Origin of the sequence: Bradyrhizobium sp. CCGB12 (genome assembly GCF_024199845.1) — a bacterium.
Taxonomy (GTDB): Bacteria; Pseudomonadota; Alphaproteobacteria; order Rhizobiales; family Xanthobacteraceae; genus Bradyrhizobium.
Genome location: NZ_JANADO010000001.1, coordinates 4,246,038 through 4,263,375, shown reverse-complemented (window position 1 = coordinate 4,263,375; position 17,338 = coordinate 4,246,038). Strand labels below are relative to the sequence as shown.

Here is a 17,338-nt window from a genome sequence, read left to right as displayed (position 1 = left end):
TCCGGGATGCAGTCTGGATTACTTCGCTACGCTCGCAATGACAGTGGAGACCGCTAGCCCTCCACATTCGCCTTCATTGCCGCCTCGAACTTCGCGACGAACTCGGCGAGCTCGTCGGCGCCGAGATCGCTGACGGCCCAGAAGTTCAGACCGCGATTGCCCCAGCGGCGGCAGTTGAAGCCCTGCATGGTCTCGGTCTTCGGCGCGCGATAATCCGCGTTCGATGTCTGCGACACGAACAGGTTGATGACGTGCTGCCGACGCTTGTAGACGACGGCGCCGATGGCGCGGGCGTCGATGTAGTCGAGCCGGCCGCCGACCAGCGTAAAACCCTGCGCAGTGAGGTCGATCACGGGCGGGGCGACGTCGAGCTTGCCGTTGAACCAAGGTTTGACCGTGTGCTGATCGGTCGAGATCACGTCGGTGAGATGGCCGGCCTGGAGCGAGCGCAGATGCGCGGAGACGACCTCCGACAGGATGCGCTGCTGGTCGTCCTGACGCAGCACCACGGCGACGACGCCGGAGGCGGCGAGCGCGGAGACCGCCGAGCCCATCGCAAAGCCGCGCAACACGGAGCGGCGGGTCGGCTGCTGGCGCTGCGGCTCAGGCAGCGAGGCTTCGATGCGTGCGCGCAGGCTGGCCGGTGCGGTGTAGCGCAAACTGGTCTCGGCGAGCACGCGCTGCGTTTCGCGTTGTGACGCGAGGTCGGCGGCGCAGGCCGGGCAGCTCGCGATATGGGCTTCGACCTCGCGCGCATGGCCGGCGTCGAGCTCGTTGTCGAGCAGCGCGTGAAGCAGGATTGTTGCTTCGTCGCAGGTCATTTCGCTTGCTCCTCTTCCGCCGTCCAGGCCGCGCGCAGCATGGCGCGGGCGCGGGCGAGGCGGGACATCACGGTGCCGACGGGGGCGCCGACGGCCTCGGCGATCTCACGATAGGACAGGTTGTTGATCTCCCGCAGCACGAAGGTCTCCTTGAACGGTTCGGCGAGCGTATCGATCAGCTTGCGGATCGCGCCGGCATCGCGGCTGCGCAGCACTTCGGTCTCCGGGCTCGTGCCAGTCTCCTGCCAGATCGGCGTCTGCTCGGCGGCGCCGGGAAGATCCTCGATCGCGCTGTGCGAATGCGCGCGCCGGGCATATTCTGCGTTGCAGACGTTGCGCAGGATGGCAAGCAGCCAGGGCTTCATCGCCGGTCCGCGATAGCTGTCGAAGTGCTTCAGTGCGCGCAGATAGCATTCCTGCACCGCATCCTCGGCGTCGGAGGCATCGCGCAAGAGATAGCGCGCGAGCGTGTAGACGTCGTCGAGATAGGGCAGAGCGGCCTCCCGGAAGCGCTGCGCCTTCTGTAAATCGTCGGTGGCCGGCATCGCTCCTCGCTTTGCCTCTGCTTCTTCTTTTGCCGTGATCGAAGGCGCACGCGCCCGGCCGGCGTGGGACCACCGGCCAGGCAAGACGTTGATGCCTTGGTTGGAGACGTTACTCAACCTTGATCATCCCCGTCATGTGCGGGTGCAACGAACAAAAATACTTGTAGTCGCCCGCATTGGTGAAGGTGAAGGAGAACCTGTCGTCGGTGTCCAGGGTCTTGGACCTGAACTTGCCGGCCGAGACGATCGTGTGCGGGATGTCGTCCCGGTTGGTCCAGGTCACGGTGGTGCCGACCTTGATCTTGAGCTCGGTCGGCTGGAAAACGAAGTTGTCGATATGGACCTCCGTGTCGTCGGCAGCGCGGGCTTTTGTTGCGGGCAACAGGATGGCCGCGGCCAAAGCGAGACCGAACTCGACACTGAAGTCGCGGCGATTGAGTTTCTTCATGGTCGGTTTCCGTCAGCCCTGCAGCGGCGTGTCGATGATCGCGAGCCGCTGCTCGTTCTGCTTGAAGTCGACGCTGGCAACTCCGAGCATCGAGCGCAGCCTTGCATCCTCGACCTTCATCGGTCCGGGCGAGGGGGCGGCGCCCGGCGCGGGCTGCGGGAAGGCGGTCGAGCGCGCGGTGTGGAAGGTGACGTTGCCCTCGACCTTCTGCATCACCTGATGAATGTGACCGTTCAGCACGGTGACCGAGCCGAACCCCTTGACGTATTCGAGTGCGCGGCCGCCATCCTCGGTGCCCCAGCCCCATTCCGGGTAGACGGTCCAGAGCGGGATGTGGGCGAACAGCACGATCGGCGTCGACTTGGATTTGCCGCGCAGATCGTCCTGGAGCCAGGCAAGTTGCTCCGCGCCGAGATTGCCGAGGCCGCCGGCCTTGAGGTCGACGACGTTGACGAGGCCGATGAAGTGCACACCGCCGGCGTCAAACGAGTACCATCCCGCACCCTTGGTGCCGCGGCCATAGCGCTCGCGATAGAACTTCACCTCCTCGTCGAGGAAATCATGCTCGCCTGGCACGTAGTGCACGTCGAGCTTGCTCTGCGAGATGATGCGCTCGGCATTGTCGAACTCGGCGGCCTTCGACAGATGCGTGATGTCGCCGGTGTGGATCATGAAGGAAGGCTTGGCCGGCATCGCGTTGATCTTGTTGACCGCTTCCTCCAGCGTGCCGAGCGCGTTGGGATTGGCCGGCTTGTCGAAGCCGACATGGCTGTCGCTGATCTGGAGGAAGGTCATGCCGGGCGCGGCCGCAGTTGCGGCTTGCGCGGAATCGATGATGCCGAGCGAGCGCGGCACGCCGCCGCTGATGGTCCAGAGCACCCCCGTGCCGGCCCAGGTCATGCACTCCAGCACTTTGCGGCGGCTGACGCCGTCTTCGCCGTGATCGTGTCCGCTCATCGCAACGTCTCCACTCCGCCCGGAATTGGGCTTCGGGGAGGTGATCGCGGGAGCGGGGGAGTTATTCCCGGTTGCGATGACGTTTTCGTGAGGTGAGAGGAATTCTTGTGTCCCGGACGCGCTGCAACGCGGAGCGTTGCTGCGCAGAGCCGGGACCCAGAAAGCCGCGCGGTACGCGGTGAGATGGGCCCCGGCTCAGCGGCGCACCACTTCGTGCTGCGCCGCGTCCGGCGCAAGAGACCTATTCCGCGAACTCCCTTACGGCCTGCACCACGGCCGCCGGCATTTCCTGCGCCACGCAATGCCCGGCGCCCTCGAACACCAGCGTACTTACGCGCGGGATCAGCGACACGGCCCGTGCGGCCATCAGCTTGTAAACCGGCCCCGACTTCGCCGCGGTTGCGACGCGCACCGGGCAGTCGATCTCGGGGAGCCCGGTAAACGGATTGCCGCGGGCATCGCCGACATAAACCTGCGCCATCGCTTCGTAGATCGGACGCAGCATCGCCGCCTCGGTCTCCGGCATGCAGCTGAGCCGTACCCGGCCATCGCCGAGCGGCACGAAGCCATGGCGCACATAGGCCCGCAGCGAGGTCTCGGTCCAATCCACAAATGTCGGCGATGTGCGGTAGCGTTCGAACACGGCCTCAGTGCTATCGAACTCGGCCCGACGGCGCAGCGCGCCCTCGACGCGGGCGATGGAGTCGTCGTCCAATCCTCCGGCGCGCGCCGCGCGCGGATCCATGATGGTCGGCTCCATCACGAACAGGCGCGTGAAACGTCCGGGCAGGAGCCTTGCCGCGAGCAGAAGATCGGTCGCGCCCGCGCTGTGGCCGATGCCATAGATGTCGCGCAGATCGAGCGCATCGATCACCCGGCAGACGTCGGCGGCAAAGTCGAGGAAATGATAGCTGCCGGGCTTGTGGCTGGCGCCATGGCCTCGGCGGTCGAGCGCATAGACGGTGTAGGTCGATGCCAGATCGCGCGCGACCTCGTCCCAGACGTCGGCGACGAAACCGGTCCCGTGCACGAGCAGGGCGGGCGGCTTCCCGCTCTCGCCCCACTGCAGCATGGCGATCTCTGCGTCGGAGGGACCGATTGAAAAGCGGCGTTGATTGATCATGGCGTGATGCGTAGTAGCCCGGATGGAGCGCAGCGTAATCCGGGGCCAATGTTGCGGCAGCTTCCCGGATTGCGCTTCGCTCCATCCGGGCTACGGGGGTTCCTTAACTTCGCATCCTCCAGGATCATCGTCGCGCCTTTCTCGGCGATCATCGCCGTCGGCGTGTTGGTGTTGCCTGAGGTGATGGTCGGCATGATCGAGGCATCGACGATGCGCAGGCCGCTGAGGCCATAGAAACGTAGCCGCTCGTCGACCACCGCCATCGGGTCGTTGACCGCACCCATCTTGGCGGTGCCGACGGGATGGAAGATCGTGGTGCCGATATCGCCGGCGGCCTTCGCGAGCGAGGCATCGTCGTCGCCGACGGAGGGACCGGGCAGGTATTCAGTCGGACGATACTGCGCGAGCGCTTTCTGCTGCATCAGCCGACGCGTGGTGCGGATGGCGTCGGCGCCGACCTGGCGGTCGTCGTCGGTCGACAGATAGTTTGGCGCGATGATCGGCTTCTCGTCCGGGCTCGCCGAGCGCAGCCGCACCGTGCCGCGCGAGGTCGGCTGGAGATTGCAGGCGCTCACGGTAATGGCGGGGAAGCGGTGCAGGGGATCGCCGAACTTGTCGAGCGACAGCGGCTGCACGTGGAACTGGATGTTGGCGCGCGCGCGCGTCGCATCCGAGCGCGTGAAGATGCCGAGCTGCGACGGCGCCATGGTCAGCGGCCCGCGGCGACGGAAGGCGTAATCGAGCCCCATCAGGCCGCGGCGGAAAAGGTTGTAATACGTCTCGTTCAGCGTGCGCACGCCCTCGACCTTGTAGATCGCGCGCTGCTGGAGGTGATCCTGGAGGTTGCGCCCCACACCGGGCTTGTCCATCACGATGTCGATACCGAGCGGCGAGAGCCAGTCGGCCGGGCCAATGCCGGAGCGATGCAGCACCTGCACCGAGCCGATCGAGCCGGCCGACAGGATCACCTCTCCCTTCGCCCGCGCCTCGATGATCTCGCCCTTCTGGATGAAGCGCACGCCGACGGCGCGACCCTGCTCGATGATGAGACGGTCGACCAGCACATGCTTCTCGAGCCGCAGGTTCACCCGGTTCAGCGCGGGCTTGAGAAAGCCGCGCGCCGACGACCAGCGCCGGCCACGCTTCTGGTTGACGTGGAAATAGCTGGTGCCTTCGTTGTCGCCGGTGTTGAAATCTGGGATGCGCTTGATGCCCATCTCCTCGGCGGCGTCGCCGACGGCGTCGAGAACGTCCCACGACAGCCGCGGCGCCTCGATGCGCCAGCCGCCCCCGGCGCCGTGATGTTCGCTTGCCCCAAGGAAGTGGTCTTCCAGCCGTTTGAACAGCGGCAGCACATCGTCATAGCCCCAGCCGGTCATGCCGAGCTGGCGCCAGTGGTCGTAATCGGCGGCTTGTCCGCGCATCGAGATCATGGCGTTGATGGCCGAGCAGCCGCCGATCACCTTGCCGCGGGGATAGGCGAGTGCGCGGCCGTTCAACCCGGGCTCGGCCTCGGTCTTGAACATCCAGTCCGAGCGCGGATTCCCGATCGCGAAGAGATAACCGACCGGGATGTGGAACCAGATCCAATTGTCGTCGCCGCCGGCTTCGAGAATGAGGACCCTGTTCTTTGGATCGGCCGAGAGCCGGTTGGCGAGGATGCAGCCCGCCGTGCCGGCCCCGACGACAATGTAGTCAAACTCACCTTCGAGCCGCCTCGGCATTCTGCTTCCACCCGGATGGTCACTTAACGTTCCGTCCTAATAGGCAGACGAAGACGACCGGGACAAGCCCGGCCATGACGAGAGGACAGGGCTACCCTCGATCTGCGGGAGTTAGGTGGACCGCCGCTTGCATGATAGACAGTCTTGCACTTCCAACAAAGCTCGAGACCCTCCATGCCCATCGTGAACCGCGTCGCCGACCTCCAACCCGATATTCAGGCCTGGCGCCGGGACATCCATCAGCATCCGGAGTTGCTGTACGATGTTCACCGCACCGCAGCATTCGTTGCGGACCGCCTGCGCGAGTTCGGCTGCGACGAGGTCGTGACCGGGCTCGGCCAGACTGGCGTGGTCGGTGTGATCAAGGGCAGCAAGCCGGGCGGCGAGGGGCTGAAGACGATCGGCCTGCGTGCCGACATGGACGCGCTGCCGGTCGAGGAGCAGACCAACCTGCCTTACGCCTCCAAGAATCCCGGCAAGATGCACGCCTGCGGCCATGACGGCCACACAGCGATGCTGCTCGGGGCGGCGCGCTATCTCGCCGAGACCCGCAACTTCGCCGGCGATGCCGTGGTGATCTTCCAGCCGGCCGAGGAGGGCGGCGCCGGCGGCGCGGCCATGGTCAAGGACGGCCTGATGGAGCGCTTCGGCATCGAACAGGTCTACGGTATGCATAACGGCCCGGGCATCCCAATCGGCTCGTTCGCGATCCGGCCAGGTCCGATCATGGCGGCGACCGACGAGGTCGACATCATGATCGAGGGCCTCGGCGGCCACGCCGCGCGTCCGCACAAATGCATCGATTCCGTATTGGTCGGCGCGCAGGTGATCACCGCCTTGCAATCGATCGTCGCGCGCAGCGTCGATCCCCTGGAATCGGCGGTGATCTCGATTTGCGAATTCCACGCCGGCAACGCCCGCAACGTCATTCCGCAGACCGCGACGCTGAGGGGCACCATCCGCACGCTGTCGCCGGAGGTGCGCAAGCTGATCGAGAAGCGCGTACGCGAGGTGGTCGCGGGCGTCGCACAGATCACCGGTGCCAAGATCGACCTGCACTACAAGCGCAACTATCCCGTCGTGAACAACCACGCCGCCGAGACCGAGGTAGCGCGGCGCATTGCGAAGCAGGTCGCGGGCGAGGCCAACGTGCATGAGATGCCGCCGCTGATGGGCGGCGAGGATTTCGCCTACATGCTGGAGGCGCGACCCGGCGCCTTCATCTTCTGCGGCAACGGCGACAGCGCCGGCCTGCATCACCCCGCCTACAATTTCAACGACGAGGCGATCGTGTTCGGCACGTCCTACTGGGTCAAGCTGGTCGAGGAATCGCTCGCGGCGTCCTAAGGCCGAATTCGGAGCACAAGCGAAAGGGGCCCGCGCATCGCACGGGCCCCTTGTCTTTGCGGGATGATCTGATCGGCTTTTAGAAGATCCGCGAGAAGATCACGTAGAGCGTGGCCGACAGCATGATCGCGCAGGGCAGCGTCAGCACCCAGGCCATCAGCAGGTTGCGGATCGTCGACCATTGCAGGCCCGAACCGTTCGCGGCCATGGTGCCGGCGACGCCGGACGACAGCACGTGCGTGGTCGAGACCGGCAGACCGAACACGTCGGCGGCGCCGATCGTGGCGGCGGCCACGAGCTCGGCCGAGGCGCCTTGCGCGTAGGTGAGATGGCTCTTGCCGATCTTCTCGCCGACGGTGATGACGATGCGCTTCCAGCCGATCATGGTGCCAAGGCCGAGAGCGATGGCGACGGCGATCTTCACCCAGTTCGGGATGAACTTCGTGGCGGAGTCGAGCGCGCCCTTGTAGGTGTTGAGTACCGCGACTTCGTCCTTGCTGAGATCGTTTTCCTTGTCTTTCATCAGGAAGCGGATGGCTTCCGACGTCAGGTACATGTCGTTGCGGGTGTTGCCGACGACTTCCGCCGGAACCTTGTTCAGCGAACCATATTTGGCAACCTGATCGCCGACGTCCTTCACCAGCACGGCGAGCGAGGGATAGGTGCCCTCGTTGATGTGACGCAGCGTGATGTACTGCGTCACCGCCGGACGGGGATCGCCGATGATGCTGTGGCCGGCGCCTTTCGCCGAGATCACCTTGGAGGCGGCCTCCGAGGTCTTCTGGAACTGGGCGACTTGGGATTCCGGCAGCGCGCGGTTGAGCGCGTAGGCCGTCGGCACGGTGCCGATCAGGATCAGCATGATCAGGCCCATGCCCTTCTGGCCGTCGTTCGAGCCGTGCGCGAAGCTGACGCCGGTGCAGGTCGCGATCAGCAGGCCGCGGATCCAGAGCGGCGGCGCCTTGTTGCCTTCGGGCGCGGCATAGAGTGCCGGGTTGCGCACGATGAACTTGAGCAGCAGCAGCAGCGTGGCGGCGCAGATGAAGCCGAACAGCGGCGACAGCAGCAGCGCGTAGCCGATCTCGGTCGCCTTGGTCCAGTCCACGCCCGAGGTGCCGTCGCGGCCGCGCATGACGGCGTTGGCGACGCCGACGCCGATGATCGAGCCGATCAGCGTGTGCGAGGAGGAGGCGGGCAGGCCGAAGAACCAGGTGCCGAGATTCCATAGGATCGCGGCGATCAGAAGCGCGAACACCATGGCGAAGCCGGCGCTGGAGCCGACCTGGAGGATCAGCTCGACTGGCAGCAGCGAGACGATGCCGAAGGCGACCGCGCCGGAGGACAGGAGCACGCCGAGGAAGTTGAAGAAGCCCGACCACATCACCGCGACTTCGGCCGGCAGCGAATGCGTGTAGATCACGGTCGCCACCGCATTGGCGGTGTCGTGGAAGCCGTTGACGAATTCGAAGCCGAGCGCGATCAGGAGCGCGACGAACAGCAGGATGTAGGGCAGGTAGCTCGTCACCCGCGCGCCAGTCGCGTTGATGTCGGCATAGATGCTGTAGGCGACGAACAGCAGGCCCGCGGCGAGGATGCCGAAGAACAGGATCATCGTCAGCGGATTGAAGCCCTTGTCGAGATTTGGCCGCGAGGCCGGCTGAATCGGCGCGGGATCGGCTACCGCGCGGTCGAATGCAACATCGGTCATGTCTGGACGCCCCTTAACTTTAAAGTAAGGGTATTGTCCGCGATGGATTTGAAGGCCGGATGACAACCGGGGCTTGAAAGCCGTTTTCCTGCCAGTATTTAGGCAGCCCGCGCCGCCTTCTTCTGGAGGCCGGCTGCGATCCTCAGATCTTCAACAAAGCGCTGATATTCCAGCACCTTGGCCTCCGGATCAGGCAGCCGCAGCAGGTAGGACGGGTGCACCGTCACCAAAGCCTTGCGCCCGTCGGGAAGGTCGATGAGCCGCCCGCGGGTCTTGCCTACAGGGGTGATCTTGCCGAACACGCTTTGCGCGGCTGTGGCACCCATCGCCACGATGAGGTCAGGCTGGATTGCCGAAACTTCCCGCTCGAACCATGGCCGGCACGCCCGGATCTCCGGCGTATTCGGCTTCTGGTGCAGGCGGATTTTTCCCCGCGGTACGAATTTGAAGTGTTTGACCGCGTTGGTGACATAGACCTTCTTGCGGTCGACGCCGGCTTCCTCGAGCGCGCGGTCGAGCATCTGGCCGGCCGGGCCGACGAAGGGATGGCCGGCGAGGTCTTCCTTGTCGCCGGGCTGCTCGCCGACCAGTATGATGTTGGCGGATCTCGGCCCCTCGCCGAACACGGTCTGGGTTGCGTCCTTGTAGAGAGGGCAGGCGCGGCAATGCGCGGCTTCCTCGCGGAGCGCTTCGAGATCGTCGGCCGTGGTCTTGCGTTTCATTGGAGCCTCCGGCCGCTTCTGAGGCTTGTGCGGGTCGGTTGCGGCATTGGCGATCATGGCGCCGGTCATGCGCTCGGCGTCCTCGATCAGAGGCTTAATGATCGAAGCCTCGGGCAGGTTCCTCCAGTATTTCTTCGGCATTTCGGCCTGCATCGCCTTCACCTTGAGCCGGGCCGGATTGAAGATGCTGGCATAGTAGCGCCGCCAGGTTTCCTCCAGCCGGTCTTCGTTCGGTGCTTCGCGCTTGCTGACGCCCGGTGTGAACGAGAGCGCGTGGCCATCCCAATGCGCACACAGATCTGGTGTCAGGATCGACCAGGGCATGTCGGCAAAGCGCTTGGCGAAGAACGGGGCGGCGAGCTCGACGATGTGATGCTCCGGCTCGAACCAGGCGACGTAATGCGCCTCGCGTTCCCTGCCGATCTCGCGGAAGCGCACGAAGGCATGCATCTTGTGCTCGTCGCGATAGACCGCCTTCGCCATGGCCGTGACTTGCGCGACATCGGGATCGGTGGCGACCTCGATGAGATCGTGATTGTCCTTCAGACGCCAGAGCAGGCGATAGAGGATCGCGAAACGCTCGCCATCGCGATGCAGGATCACGGCCTTGGCGAGCTCGACGAATTTTGCCGGCACGTTGAAGGTGCCATCATTCACTTCGAGTATCGGAGACGGCGAGGGCGGTGCGAACAAATCGGCTTCGTCGCCCTGCACGGCCCAGGTGATATCGCGCGGCTCCACGTGATGCAGCACAAGCGTACGTGCGGCTTTGCGCCAGCCATCGAAATCGGTTTCGGTGTCGAGGGTGATGTACTGCATCAGAAGCCAAACCCCAGTTGTGTTGCCTTCGGCTTGAACCGTTCGATGAGCCCGGCCGCATCGAGCCGATGCGGTGAGGGGCGGTGATCGCTGAGGACGATGAACGGCAGCGCCTTGTTGCGGGGCACATGCAGTCGCGCGAGATCGGCCACGCGGATCGTAGTGGTGCGCCGTGCTGCGATGATGCGGTCGACGGCCTTGGTGCCGAAGCCCGGCACGCGCAGCAATTCCTCGCGGCTGGCGCGGTTGACGTCGAGTGGAAAGCGATCGCGATGGCGCAGCGCCCAGGCGAGTTTTGGATCGATGTCCAGCGGCAGCATCGCGCTGTCGTCGACGATCTCCGCAACGTCGAAGCCGTAGAACCGCATCAGCCAATCGGCCTGGTAGAGCCGGTGCTCGCGCAGCAAGGGCGGCGCGCGCAGGGGCAAGGCGCGGCTGGCATCGGGGATCGGGCTGAAGGCGGAATAGTAGACGCGCCGCAGCCTGTAGGCGCCGTAGAGATTGGCGCTGGTGTGGAGAATGGTATGGTCATTGGCGCTGTCGGCGCCAACGATCATCTGCGTGCTTTGCCCGGCCGGCGCGAAGCGCTGCGGCTTCGCTTTCGTTCTCGCGATGCGACCTTCCTCGGCTTCATCCAGCTTCAACCGCAGCCGGCCCATGGTGCGGCGGATCGCACGCACGTCCTTCTCCGGCGCGAATTGCTGCAGGCTCGTCTCCTCAGGCATCTCGATGTTGATGGAGAGACGGTCGGCATATTTGCCGGCTTCCGCGATCAGCGCGTCGTCGGCCTCCGGAATGGTCTTCAAGTGAATGTAGCCGCGGAAGTGATGCTCCTCGCGCAGTTTTCGCGCGACACTGACGACCTGCTCCATCGTATAGTCGGGGCTGCGGATGATGCCCGAGGAGAGGAAGAGCCCTTCGATGTAATTGCGCCGGTAGAAGTCGAGCGTCAGCTTGACCAATTCGTCGATGGTGAAGCGGGCGCGCGGGACGTTGGAGGAGGCGCGGTTGACGCAATAGAGGCAATCGTAGTTGCAGGCATTGGTCAGCAGCACCTTGAGCAGCGAGATGCAGCGTCCATCGGGTGCGTAGGAATGACAGATGCCCATGCCGGGCGCGGTCGAGCCCATGCCCTTACCGTCACTGGAATCCCGCTTCTCGGTGCCGCTGGAGGCGCAGGACGCGTCGTACTTGGCGGCATCTGCCAGAATTTCCAGCTTGCGTTGTACGTCCATCGTGGAATCCCTTTGATTCAACTCACGAATCCGGATGAGCACCAATTCGATTGACTCCCCGGCCGCCGTTAGCTTTATATTAGAACATATCATGAACAAATGAGCCAGCCGCTGGTTCTCTTTTCGAGAGCCACCGGCAATCACCTCTGAAGGAGCGGCGTATATGAGCGGCGCACGTGGAAGCGCGCTTGCGATGTTGCGCGGCCAGATCGAGCGCATCGAGACGGCGGAGGTCGTGCATCAGCACGACCGCGTCGCGCTCGGCCACAGCGAGGCGGACGGCACGCTGAAGGGCGGGCTCGCACGCGCGGCGATCCACGAGGTGTTTTGCGAGGGGCGCCAAGGCGCCGCCGCAACGGGTTTTGTCACCGGGCTTGCAGGCCGCGTGACGGCACGCAAGCCGCTGTTGTGGGTGCGGCAGGATTTTTCGGAAATCGAAATGGGTGCGCTGTCGATGAGCGGGCTTGCCGAGTTCGGCCTAGATCCGCGCCGCGTGGTGATGGTGCGCGCCGCCGATGTCGAGAGCGCACTGCGCACCTCGGCGGACGCGCTCGCCTGCGATGCGCTCGGCGCCGTGGTGCTCGAGCTCTGGGGCGAGACCAGGCAGTTCGATCTGGTGGCGAGCCGCAAGCTGACGCTCGCCGCGCAAGGCTCCGGTGTCACCGGGCTGATGCTGCGGATGGCCGCGCAGCCTTTGCCGTCGACTGCCGAGACCAGATGGATGCTGCGCGCGGCACATTCGCCGCCGGGCCCGGTGTGGAGTGCCTGGGGTGCGCCGTGTTTCGATGCCGAGCTCTTGCGCAATCGTCATGGCCCGTGCGGCCGATGGATCATGGAATGGAAATGTGATGAGTGCCAGTTCAGTGAGCCGTCGACGTATCCTCAGCCTGTGGCTGCCGCGTCTGCCCATCGACCGGATCCAGCGTTTCTTCAACGCCGGGCGGGGTAACACCAATGATCCCAGCATTGTCGTCATCAAGGACAACAATGCGCTGGTGATCCATTCGCTGGATGAGGTCGCCGAGCGCCTAGGGCTGCATATCGGCCAGCCCTTGGCCAATGCGCGAGCGATGTGTCCGGACTTGCGTGTGTTCGACGCCGATACCGTCGCCGATGCGAAGACGCTCAGCGACATCGCCGACTGGTGCGATCGCTTCACGCCCCTGGTGGCGCTCGATCCCCCGCATGGCCTGTTCCTTGACATCACCGGCTGCGCGCATCTGTTCGGCGGCGAAGCCGCGTTGTTACGGACATTGGTTCGCGCATTGGCTCGGCAGGGTTTTGCCGTCAGCGCGGCGATCGCGGGCACCTCGGTCTGCGCGCGCACGCTGACGCGGCAGGCCACGGGTAGCATTGTGGCCGATGGCGAGGAGGTGGAGGCGATCAGCCGGTTTCCGATATCCGCGCTCGGCGCAGGCGAGACCATCACCGCCGGCCTGCGCCGCGCCGGCCTGAAGACCATTGGCGATGTCGCCTCGCGCACGCCGAGCGAGATCACGGCGCGGTTCGGCGCGCACTTCTCCACGCTGCTCGCGCATGCGCTGGGGCAGGGCGATGCGCCGATCAATCCGCGAAAGCTGCTGCCCGATTACATCGTGGAGAAACGTTTTGCCGAGCCGATTGCGACCGACACCATGATCGCGATGACACTGTCGCGGCTGGCGGACACGCTTGTTACGTCCATGGAGAAGCAGGGCAAGGGCGCGCGGCGCCTGGAGGCTGCGTTCTTCCGCACCGACGGCGTGGTGCGCGCGATCACGGTCGAGACCGGACGTCCTGTGACGCGAAGTGCAGTCATCGACCGGCTGTTCCGCGAGCGGTTAGATGCGCTCGCCGATCCCCTCGATCCCGGTTTCGGCTTCGACATGGTGCGGCTGTCGGCGAGCCGCACCGAGATCGTGGTGCAGGAGCAGCACGATCTCGACGCCCATGTCCACGACAATGACGAGCTTGCCGCGCTGATCGACCGCATCGCTGCGCGCATCGGCGGCAAGCGCGTCGTCGTGCACCTGCCTGAGGATACCCATATACCCGAATGTGCGGTGCTGGCCGCGCCGGCGCAGCATCATCTCGCTGCTGCCATGCAGGCCGAATGGCCTGATCGTGCCGAGAGCGAGCCGCCGCTGCGCCCGTTGCGGCTGTTCGACAAGCCGGAGCCGATCAAGGTGCCGTTCGCGACCGTGCCGGATGGTCCGCCGCATCAATTCACCTGGCGCCGCGCGTTGCATGCGGTGGTGCGGGTGGAGGGGCCCGAGCGCATCGCGATGGAGTGGTGGCGGCAGGACGGCAAGCAGCTGACGCGGGATTATTTCCGCATCGAGGATGCCGAAGGCCTGCGCTTCTGGATCTTTCGTGACGGACTTTATGAGGGGGAGTGCTTCGATGACGACGGCAAGCCCGTTCCTCCCAGCTGGTATGTGCACGGTCTCTTCGCATGAACACCCCTGCTTATGCCGAGATCGGCATCACCACCAATTTCTCCTTCCTGCGCGGCGGCTCTGATCCGCGCGCCTATGTGCATCAGGCCAGCATCCTCGGCATTCCCGCGATCGGCATCGCCGATCACAACACGCTCGCCGGCGTGGTACGGGCCTACAAGGAGCTCGACAATGACAAGGTGCTGCACAAGCCGAAGCTTTTGATCGGCGCTCGCATCGTCTTCATCGACGGCACGCCCGATATCCTGGTCTATCCGCGCGATCGCGCCGCCTATGGCCGGCTGTGCCAGCTTCTCACCAGGGGCAAGCGCGGCGACGACATCACGCGGATCGAGAAGGGCGAGTGCCGTCTCACCTTTGCCGACTTCGTGGAATTTGCGGAAGGCCAGTTGCTGATCCTGACATTGCCGCATCGTTTCGAGCCGGCTCCGGCGCTGGATGTTCTGGCAAAGCTCAGGGATAGCCGCGCCGCGGGCGTGTGGCTGGCGGCGAGCCTGATCTATCGCGGCGACGACCGGCGCCGCCTCGCGCGCCTCGATGATCTCGCCACCAAAGCAAAAGTGCCGCTGCTCGCAACCAACGAGGTGCTCTATCACGATCCCGGCCGCCGTCCGCTCCAGGACGTGCTGACCTGTATCCGGGAAAAGACCACGATCGAGGCGATCGGGAGAAAGCTCGAGGCCAATGCGGAGAGGTTTTTGAAGGCGCCGCGAGAAATGGCGCGGCTGTTCCGCGATTTCCCCGAGGCGGTCGCGGAGACCATGCGCTTTGCGGACAAGATCGACTTCTCGCTCGATCAGCTCAAATACCAGTATCCGGACGAGCCGGTGCCGCCGGGCAAGACCGCGCAAGGGCATCTGGAGGATTTGACCTGGGCGGGCGTCGACAAATATTTCAGCGGTAAGATCGACGACAAGCTGCGCGCGACGCTCAACAAGGAACTCGCGCTGATCGCCGAGCTGAAATACGCGCACTACTTTCTCACCGTGCACGACATCGTGCATTACGCGCGCAGCCAGAACATCCTGTGCCAGGGCCGCGGCTCGGCGGCGAACTCGGCCGTCTGCTACGTGCTCGGTATCACCTCGGTCGATCCGACCAAGGTCGATCTGTTGTTCGAGCGCTTCATCTCCAAGGAGCGGTTGGAGCCGCCCGATATCGACGTCGATTTTGAGCATTCGCGGCGCGAGGAGGTGATGCAATATGTCTATCGCCGCTACGGTCGTCATCGTGCGGCGATCATCGCCACCGTCATCCATTATCGCCCGCGCAGCGCCATCCGCGACGTCGGCAAGGCGCTGGGCCTGACCGAGGACGTCACCGCCGCGCTTGCCGACACCGTGTGGGGAAGCTGGGGCAAGGGCCTCAACGACATGCAGGTCAGGCAGGCCGGGCTCGATCCCAAAAATCCCATGATCAACCTCGCGGTCGAGCTTGCGACCGAGTTGATCGAATTCCCGCGCCATCTCTCCCAGCATGTCGGCGGCTATGTGCTCACGCAGGACCGGCTCGACACCTATGTGCCGATCGGCAACGCCGCGATGGACGATCGCACCTTCATCGAATGGGACAAGGACGACGTCGACGCGCTCAGCATGATGAAGGTCGACGTGCTCGCGCTGGGCATGCTGACTTGCATCCGCAAATGTTTTGACTTGATCGCGGACCACAAGGGCAAACGTTGGGTGCTGGCGAGCGTGCCGCAGGACGATCCCAAGGTCTACGACATGCTATGTGACGGGGAGTCGCTCGGCGTTTTCCAGGTCGAAAGCCGCGCGCAGATGAATATGCTGCCGCGCCTGAAGCCGCGGACGTTCTACGATCTCGTGATCGAAGTTGCGATCGTGCGGCCGGGGCCGATCCAGGGCGACATGGTGCATCCGTATTTGCGTCGGCGAAACGGTGAAGAGGAGGAAAGATATCCGGCTCCGTCACCAGAGCATGGTGAACCAGATGAACTCTACAAAGTCTTGCACAAGACGCTTGGCGTTCCTCTTTTTCAGGAACAGGCGATGCGGATCGCAATCGAAGCGGCGCACTTTACTCCTGAGGAGGCGAATGGTCTGCGCCGCGCGATGGCAACATTCCGCAACGTCGGGACCATCGGCAAGTTTGAAGACAAGATGATCAGTAAAATGATCGCGCGCGGCTATGCGCCGGAATTCGCCAAGAATTGTTTCGAACAGATCAAGGGCTTTGGCTCCTACGGTTTCCCGGAGAGTCACGCTGCGAGCTTCGCACAACTCGTCTATATCTCGTCATGGCTAAAGCATCACCACCCCGATGCCTTCTGCTGCGGCCTCCTGAACTCGCAGCCGATGGGTTTTTACGCGCCAGCGCAGATCGTTGGAGATGCGATCAAGAACAAGGTCAAGATTCGTCCGATAGATGTTTCGCATAGTTTCGCGCAGAGCACGCTAGAGGATCGGGATGGAGACCATTGCGCCGTACGCCTGGGTTTCCGCCAGATCGACGGCTTCCACTGGCTGGATCCGGATGATGAATTCCTCAAGAAAGAACAGGCGAAGCGGCAAGCCAAAGCATACGTCAGCCCGGAAGACTGGGCCGACCGTACCGTCGCCGCCCGCAACCGCCGTCCCTTTACCTCGCTCGAAGACTTCGCCCGCGACACCGGCCTGCCCAAGCGCGCGCTGATCCTGCTGGCGGATGCCGACGCCTTCCGCTCGCTCGGGCTCGACCGCCGCGAGGCGCTATGGCAGGTGCGGCGGCTACCCGACGACGTGCCGCTGCCGCTGTTCGAGGCGGCCACCGCGCGCGAGCAGCCGGACGAGGGCGCAAAACCATTGCCGGTGATGCCGCGTTCCGAGCAGGTCGTCGCCGACTACCAGACCATCCGCCTGTCGCTGAAGGGGCATCCGATGGAGTTCTTGCGCGAAATGTTTTCGCGCGAGCGCGTCATCGCCTGCAAGGATGTCAGCCATGAGAACGAGCGTCGCCGCGTCCGCTGCGCCGGCGTGGTCTTGGTGCGGCAGCGGCCGGGCAGCGCTAGCGGCGTCGTGTTCATGACGCTGGAGGACGAGACCGGCATCGCCAATGTCGTGGTCTGGCCCAAGATCATGGAGCAGTATCGCAAGGAGGTGATGGGCGCGCGCCTCATCCTGGTCGAAGGCTATATCCAGAGCAGCCCGGAAAAGGTAACGCATCTCATCGCCCAGCGCATGATCGACCGCTCGCACGATCTGGTCGGCCTTGCCAACGATGCCCTGAGTAGCAAGCATCCGTTGCCGGCAGGCACCACCGTGGTCGAACCGCTCAACGACGACCCCCGTGCACATGCCGATATGCCGGCGCAAAAAATCCGCCACCCCCGCAACGTCCGCATCCTGCCGCCGTCACGGGACTTTCATTGAAGATGTGGCGCGAGCCACCGCCACGCCGTCATTGCGAGCGCAGCGAAGCAATCCAGAATCCTTCCGCGGTGGCAGTCTGG

12 protein-coding genes and 1 pseudogene are annotated in these 17,338 nt (G+C 64.4%); 4 read left to right on the top strand and 9 right to left on the bottom strand.

Annotated features, from left to right (window positions below; all coding sequences use genetic code 11):
* Positions 1–53 precede the first annotated feature (53 nt).
* The 6 genes and pseudogenes from NLM27_RS20025 to NLM27_RS20000 form a co-directional block, all read right to left on the bottom strand.
* Complete coding sequence (locus NLM27_RS20025) at positions 54–821, bottom strand: anti-sigma factor (protein ID WP_254144942.1); 768 nt, start codon at positions 819–821, stop codon at positions 54–56.
* Positions 818–1,366, bottom strand: coding sequence for a sigma-70 family RNA polymerase sigma factor (locus NLM27_RS20020; protein WP_254144941.1), 549 nt, complete (start codon positions 1,364–1,366; stop codon positions 818–820). Before NLM27_RS20020 ends, NLM27_RS20025 begins: the two co-directional genes overlap by 4 nt.
* Positions 1,367–1,475: 109 nt before the next feature.
* Positions 1,476–1,814: a cupredoxin family copper-binding protein gene (locus NLM27_RS20015; protein WP_254144940.1), complete on the bottom strand. Its 339-nt coding sequence runs from the start codon at positions 1,812–1,814 to the stop codon at positions 1,476–1,478.
* Positions 1,815–1,826: 12 nt separating this feature from the next.
* A complete protein-coding gene (locus tag NLM27_RS20010) occupies positions 1,827–2,771 on the bottom strand; it encodes a metallophosphoesterase (RefSeq protein WP_254144939.1) in 945 nt (314 codons plus the stop codon).
* A gap of 241 nt (positions 2,772–3,012) precedes the next feature.
* Entirely contained in the window at positions 3,013–3,894 is an 882-nt protein-coding gene (locus tag NLM27_RS20005) for an alpha/beta fold hydrolase (protein ID WP_254144938.1), read from the bottom strand.
* 107 nt (positions 3,895–4,001) lie between these two features.
* Positions 4,002–5,618, bottom strand: a pseudogene (locus tag NLM27_RS20000) (GMC family oxidoreductase); the annotation flags it as partial.
* 174 nt (positions 5,619–5,792) lie between these two features.
* Here NLM27_RS20000 and NLM27_RS19995 point away from each other — a divergent pair.
* Positions 5,793–6,965: a M20 aminoacylase family protein gene (locus tag NLM27_RS19995; RefSeq protein ID WP_254144937.1), complete on the top strand. Its 1,173-nt coding sequence runs from the start codon at positions 5,793–5,795 to the stop codon at positions 6,963–6,965.
* Positions 6,966–7,044: 79 nt separating this feature from the next.
* On the opposite strand, the gene NLM27_RS19990 is transcribed toward NLM27_RS19995, so the two are convergent.
* The 3 genes from NLM27_RS19990 to NLM27_RS19980 form a co-directional block, all read right to left on the bottom strand.
* A complete protein-coding gene (locus NLM27_RS19990; RefSeq protein WP_254144936.1) occupies positions 7,045–8,673 on the bottom strand; it encodes an inorganic phosphate transporter in 1,629 nt (542 codons plus the stop codon).
* 98 nt (positions 8,674–8,771) lie between these two features.
* Positions 8,772–10,214 (bottom strand): UdgX family uracil-DNA binding protein, encoded by a 1,443-nt coding sequence (locus NLM27_RS19985; RefSeq protein WP_254144935.1) that lies wholly within the window; start codon positions 10,212–10,214, stop codon positions 8,772–8,774.
* The gene (locus NLM27_RS19980; RefSeq protein WP_254144934.1) at positions 10,214–11,449 is read right to left on the bottom strand and encodes a putative DNA modification/repair radical SAM protein; all 1,236 of its coding nucleotides are present in this window, start codon (positions 11,447–11,449) and stop codon (positions 10,214–10,216) included. The genes NLM27_RS19985 and NLM27_RS19980 overlap by 1 nt, the downstream gene beginning before the upstream one ends.
* 163 nt (positions 11,450–11,612) lie before the next feature.
* On the opposite strand from NLM27_RS19980, the gene NLM27_RS19975 reads away from it, so the two are divergent.
* Genes NLM27_RS19975 through NLM27_RS19965 form a run of 3 tightly spaced genes read left to right on the top strand, consistent with a single transcriptional unit; the run spans position 11,613 to position 17,258 of the window.
* Positions 11,613–12,398, top strand: a complete 786-nt coding sequence (locus tag NLM27_RS19975) for an ImuA family protein (protein WP_254144933.1) — start codon at positions 11,613–11,615, stop codon at positions 12,396–12,398.
* Positions 12,298–13,887 (top strand): DNA polymerase Y family protein, encoded by a 1,590-nt coding sequence (locus NLM27_RS19970; RefSeq protein ID WP_254144932.1) that lies wholly within the window; start codon positions 12,298–12,300, stop codon positions 13,885–13,887. Before NLM27_RS19975 ends, NLM27_RS19970 begins: the two co-directional genes overlap by 101 nt.
* On the top strand, positions 13,884–17,258 hold the full coding sequence (locus NLM27_RS19965) for an error-prone DNA polymerase (protein WP_254144931.1): 3,375 nt from the start codon (positions 13,884–13,886) through the stop codon (positions 17,256–17,258). Before NLM27_RS19970 ends, NLM27_RS19965 begins: the two co-directional genes overlap by 4 nt.
* Positions 17,259–17,338: the final 80 nt, after the last annotated feature.